This is a genomic window from Oribacterium sp. P6A1 (genome assembly GCF_000702885.1).
Taxonomy (GTDB): Bacteria; Bacillota; Clostridia; order Lachnospirales; family Lachnospiraceae; genus Oribacterium.
Genome location: NZ_JNKO01000061.1, coordinates 1 through 5,459 on the forward strand (window position 1 = coordinate 1; position 5,459 = coordinate 5,459).

The window sequence follows — 5,459 nt, forward strand, 5'->3', positions numbered from 1 at the left end:
AAAAAAAAACAAATCTAAATCCTGTTCAGCTTGCGGCGGTTGAATTAATACAAGATGATATGAGATTTTTGTATACCTTGGTTGCCAATAGAAACAAAATCATGGCAACATATTGGATTGAACTAAGTCCGTATATTGGACTAATTATTGATGGAGCAGAAGATTGGATTAAGGCATATAATAATTCATCAAAAAACAAAATCAATATTCCGTTATTTAATCATGAGCAAGAGATATATTATGAAATTATGCGAAGCGCTGCAAAGATGTGGGGATATGGACTCGAAGAACTATATGATTTGCTATATGAAAGATATCTAGAGAGTGAAGTGTATTTTGGAGGCTTGTGTAAAAAAATAACAAAATATTTGCATCATTATGACACAATAGGAGTATTTTTTTAGATGATTACAATTGTGGAAATACCATTTTAGATGCTTGCTACATTCCAGATTTTAATCTTAAAACTCTTAATGGAAAGAATATTAAGAAAATGGCTGAATTTGCTGGAAGATATATTTCTGCATTCGATATTCGTGATGGCTATTCGGTCAAAAATCAGAAATATTCTTATAAAGATTATGGAGGCTTTGTAAAAATACCTTTTGGAAACGACTTCTCGATAAAGCAAGTATTGTTTGCATGTTTATGTAATATAAACTTTGTTCTACATGGGATAGAAGAAATAATCATCGAAGAATTTTCTACAAAGCTAAGAATGGAGTATCTTTGCTATTATTACATGGAGAATATACTTGGTCAGATTCATGATGAATATAATATCGATTTTTCTATGTCTGATCAATACATATCTCAAGAATTTAGAAATTCGTTGGCTCATTATAAATTAGGTGTTGCATTAAAGATGGATGAACTAGTTTTGTCAGATCCTATAAAAGGGCTTGCTCAGAAATACTTTCAAACAGATTATGATACAGTTAAGAAATTTGTTCTTAGTGAATTGTCAAATACAGCTGACAAAATAGAAGTGTACCTGGGGTTAAGAAAAAGATAGGGCATGTTATAGAGGGAAATGTATGAAGAACTACTTAGAACATGAGATAGAAGTGAAGTATATTGATGGAATACTAGCAAAGAGTCAAGAGTGGCAGTGGTTTATAGAAATTATTGAGAATGACTACGATTTGGATGATATTTCTACAAATTTTGAGTTTCAACAGAAAAATGCTCCACTGAGAAGACTAATAGGTTATTTTTTAAAAATACTAGAGGTATCAGATAGACAGTTCGATATTAGTAAGCCTGTATTAAGTGATATCTATAATATTTCACGATTTAGCATTGGGGCAATGACAGTTGATAGTGCGATTGAGAACATTACAACAAACATCGGTAAAATATTATTCGTGGTTGTATGGCTTACGAAAATAGAAAATTCTGATAATGAAACTAACTACATTACGGATATGCGTTTCTTGACTCAGAAAAATCTATTTCAAGCTATAAATATGCAATCGTATACTACTGAAGAGGACAGTATAATACGTTATCTTGACGCTATAAAGGTTGAAGGATTTGATGCTTCTCAAAAATGTATAATCGATAATCTGAGAAAGGTGCCTTACGGTCTTAGTGAGGGATTCTTTGAAAAGTATGAGCAAAATCTAGTATCAGCAAATGCTTTTAATTATCAAATGGTACAGAAGCAACCATTTCTAACTTGGCAGGAAGATACCTTATTAGATATGCTTGCAATCTCAATAAAGAAACGTACTATTTCATCCACTTGTACTATGGGAAATATGATTGTTCCAGATTATACAACTTGGACAAGTAATCTAATTACTCAGTTAAAGTTTTTTTTCAATAATCCAGCTGCGGACTTTGTATTGGAATCAATTGACTATATCAGGAACAGTGTTATTCCAAGTAAGATTGTAGTTGATACACATTGTCGATTGCTAAAAGAGTTAATAGAAGACGGTGATGATTATAATGTCTATTCTTCATCTTCTTATACTGTTATTGCCTCTATGTTTATGGATGGAGCAATGAAATCGATAGAGAAAAATGGCGATGTTTTGGAATTAATTAAATGTGTTCAGAAGGTTGAAACCATGACCTTGCTTTTGCGATTTAAAGACGACTGTATTCCAATGTCGAAAGAACAAATCATTGCGGTAAAAAAGTATATTATTGAGCGATATAAGAGCATAAAGGATATTGAGGATATTCATTATTTAAATGATTATTTTAGCAATAGCGATATAGCTAAGAATATTACTCAGGAATACTATGATATGGTTATGCCGAAGTTTTTAAAAATGCTGAACACTCCTAGACATCAGCTTATTCCAACTTTATTTTATCAGGCAATGTTGTTTTTGATTGAAGTAAATCAAACTAATCAGAATGTAGATCGACGAATTGTCAAAAGAGATATGATTGGTCTACAAGAGTATTGGCAAAACAATGTTTATGAAGAACAATGTAAAAATCTTCTGGAATTCAAATATAGTACATCTGTTGCGTCAAAAGATATAAATATGTTCAATGATTTTGTTCTGGCAAATCCTATTTTAGTTTCGCAAAAATGCCTATTATCAAGCACCGATGATATGATTGAAGTTATGAGATTAATATCTGAACATGCAGTTGCATATATGTTCAAAAAAATGGTACTTAGTCCAATATATCCATTAGAGGGAGCTGAGGTGGATTTTGATAATCATGATATAGATATATTATTAAAAAAGCAGATAGAAGAAATAAAGGACAAATATGGGTATAAGTTTTTGAATCGACTAGATACTGAAATATATGTGTCGGGGATTCATGAAAGATATAGACAGAATGCAGCTATAACAATTCCAATGTTTCATGAAGAGAAGAAATTGTATGGGTTGATTGAAGAAATTTTAAATATAAAACTAATATCGCTTGAAGAAGAGATTCAATTAGGACATCTTACGCAATTATTTCCATTGCTTGAAATTCAAGTTAGAAAACTTGGCAAAATGTTTGGCATAGTGCCTTTTAAAGAAAAGGCTTCAGAATTTATGAAATTAAAAGATCCTAGTTAGGTATTGAGAGAATTACTTGAAGAGATATATAGTGAACTAGGAAGTTTTGAAAATGCGTCAGATTTGTTGTTTGTTTATCATTTTATGTATAATGGAAATTCTTTGAATATAAGAAATGAATGCGTTCACGGCCGTAATTATCTACAAGGTGGCCAACTAAGATATGCATTTAAAGTCACTTTATTATCTCTATATATGATTCTTTTTAGAATAAAGGTAATAGAGGATAATATGGACGATGAAGAATAATTCTACTAATAATATGTATCAGCTTGTCAAAAAAGACACCTGCTGAAGATTTTAATCTTCAGCAGGCTTTTTGATTTGTCGTATTGGTTTCGTGAGAGTATATTCTGGTGTCCAACCATGTGCTATTCTGTATTCTAAAAGTTTTTTTACTACACCTCAGTGTTAACACATGGCAGTTTTGCTATAGAATTTCTATCCAAGGTAATAGTAGCATATAAAACCACCAATATGATTTATTGGTTTTGCAAGTGCTTCTTCTACAAACATGGTATATACGTTGATGCTTTTTGTGAATGTCTCTAATCTTAATTATATTATTAGTGATATAATCGATGTGTTTTTATTGTAATATAGTAGTTGAACAAGGGATGATAATATCGATGCTTTAAGAATGTCTCTAGGACGGTGCCTGATTTATAGTATCTTTATAGTGGTGAAGTTGGAAATATTGTTCATGATGATGGTTAGTTAAAAGTCAAATAAATAATTAGAGTTGATATTTGAACTAATTATTATTTAGATTTGCATATAGAGGAAACATGGAAGAGAATTTAACTCATAATAGTTTGGATTTTTTAAAAAAGCTTAACAAATATACGCTTGATAGTAAATTGATGATTTGCCAGAAATATTCAAGTCGAATTATGTCATTATCAGAAGTCGATTTTGTGAAGGCATATAATGAAAATATAATGCCTTGGGAAATAGAAGCTTTTGCAGCATATTCAATTGTTTACGATGACGATAATGCTACAGAGGCTTTGGATATCAAAACTTTTGGAGAAATAATAACTCTAATAAGAAACTATTGGCATAGTGGCTTAACTACTGCGGAGCAGGATGGAAGGTATCCTGAAATATTTATGATGATTTCGGCACTACAACAATTCCCGGTTCAAGGAGTATTTTTACAAAAACTTTTTAGATATCATTATTTTTTTACTTTCCAAAATGAGAAAGTAGATATGAAAAAAATATTTTATAAAAAAATTGGGGTAGACTATGAACGATTTGAAGTATTTGCTTTCCTCGTTTTCTTGTCGTTTAGTAAAGAGGCACAGAATAAGCTTTTGAAAGTTGATATTCTAAAGCTTTCAAGAATAGCTTTTTCGGATAATGCTGTTTTTAAAGAGCTTTGTATAGAAAAAGAGGAGTATAAGAAGAAATTAGCATCATTATACAAGGATAACGTTATAGATCAATACTATGGTTTAAAGATTCAATATGTATATCCATTTATTTCAGGGGTAGATTTTATATATGCACCATCGCCATATTTAGTAATAAACGCTGTAACTGAGTCTATGCTAAATCGAATTACGTATAATGACATTGAATTAAGGAGATTGATTGGTAAAGAAGTGATAGAGAATTATCTTTATGATATATTGAGCCAACTTGATACTGCCACCTGGATTTCTTCAGAAATAAAATATAATAAAGGAAAAGATATAATGCTATCTCCAGATGTTATTACGGCTGAAGGCGATAATATAGTATTTTATGATACTAAAGCTATAACACCAAGTTTGAAACTAAGAAAATTTGATGCAAAAGAGATTACAAAGGATATTGATATTTATGCTGAAGATGTCATTCAAATTTACAATCAAATTCAGAATTATTTGCAAGGACTGTTTCTGTTGGATAAGGAGTACACAAAGACGCAAATATTTGGAATTGTGGTTGTTCTTGAAGACGCAGTAGTATCGCGAAAAAGAGTGTATGATAAGGTTTTTGAGATAATGGAAAAAAAGATACATTTATCTGATGGAGATAAAGGATATATATGTTCTCATATAAAAATAATTTCTTTAAGAGCGATAGAATGCATGGTTTTACAGAATACAAGCATATTGCCTGAATTAATATCACAATTAGATAAACCAGAGAGATGGTATGATTACACGTATGAGAATGTTACTAGCAAAAATGGATTAAATCAAATTTATGAATCATATGAAAGAAGTATCAAAAATAAGATTAAACAAATTATGAAAGAATGCGTCTGACATAATAGTCAGACGTTTTTAAATTTGGCATAACAACATAACAAGCAATATTAATCTTTTGGTTATTCGTCAAAAATAGTGGGTAACCATTGATTCTTTTTCGGAAGTTTAGTTGCGTGACATATGCATGTCAAGGGAGCTTTGCTCCACTTCG

4 protein-coding genes are annotated in these 5,459 nt (G+C 30.6%); all 4 read left to right on the top strand.

Annotated features, from left to right (window positions below; all coding sequences use genetic code 11):
* Positions 1–404 (top strand): hypothetical protein (locus T515_RS17730; protein WP_036613322.1); only part of this gene is annotated, 404 nt, incomplete at its 5' end.
* Between the two features lie 89 nt (positions 405–493).
* Complete coding sequence (locus T515_RS15695; protein WP_036613324.1) at positions 494–1,015, top strand: hypothetical protein; 522 nt, start codon at positions 494–496, stop codon at positions 1,013–1,015.
* A gap of 22 nt (positions 1,016–1,037) precedes the next feature.
* On the top strand, positions 1,038–3,044 hold the full coding sequence (locus T515_RS15700; RefSeq protein ID WP_051671817.1) for a hypothetical protein: 2,007 nt from the start codon (positions 1,038–1,040) through the stop codon (positions 3,042–3,044).
* Positions 3,045–3,832: 788 nt separating this feature from the next.
* Complete coding sequence (locus tag T515_RS15705; RefSeq protein ID WP_036613326.1) at positions 3,833–5,305, top strand: hypothetical protein; 1,473 nt, start codon at positions 3,833–3,835, stop codon at positions 5,303–5,305.
* Positions 5,306–5,459 lie beyond the last annotated feature (154 nt).

Coding starts and splice junctions, on each gene's coding strand:
- T515_RS15695 (WP_036613324.1), top strand. CDS start 494: ATGGCTGAATTTGCTGGAAGATATATTTCTGCATTCGATATTCGTGAT.
- T515_RS15700 (WP_051671817.1), top strand. CDS start 1,038: ATGAAGAACTACTTAGAACATGAGATAGAAGTGAAGTATATTGATGGA.
- T515_RS15705 (WP_036613326.1), top strand. CDS start 3,833: ATGGAAGAGAATTTAACTCATAATAGTTTGGATTTTTTAAAAAAGCTT.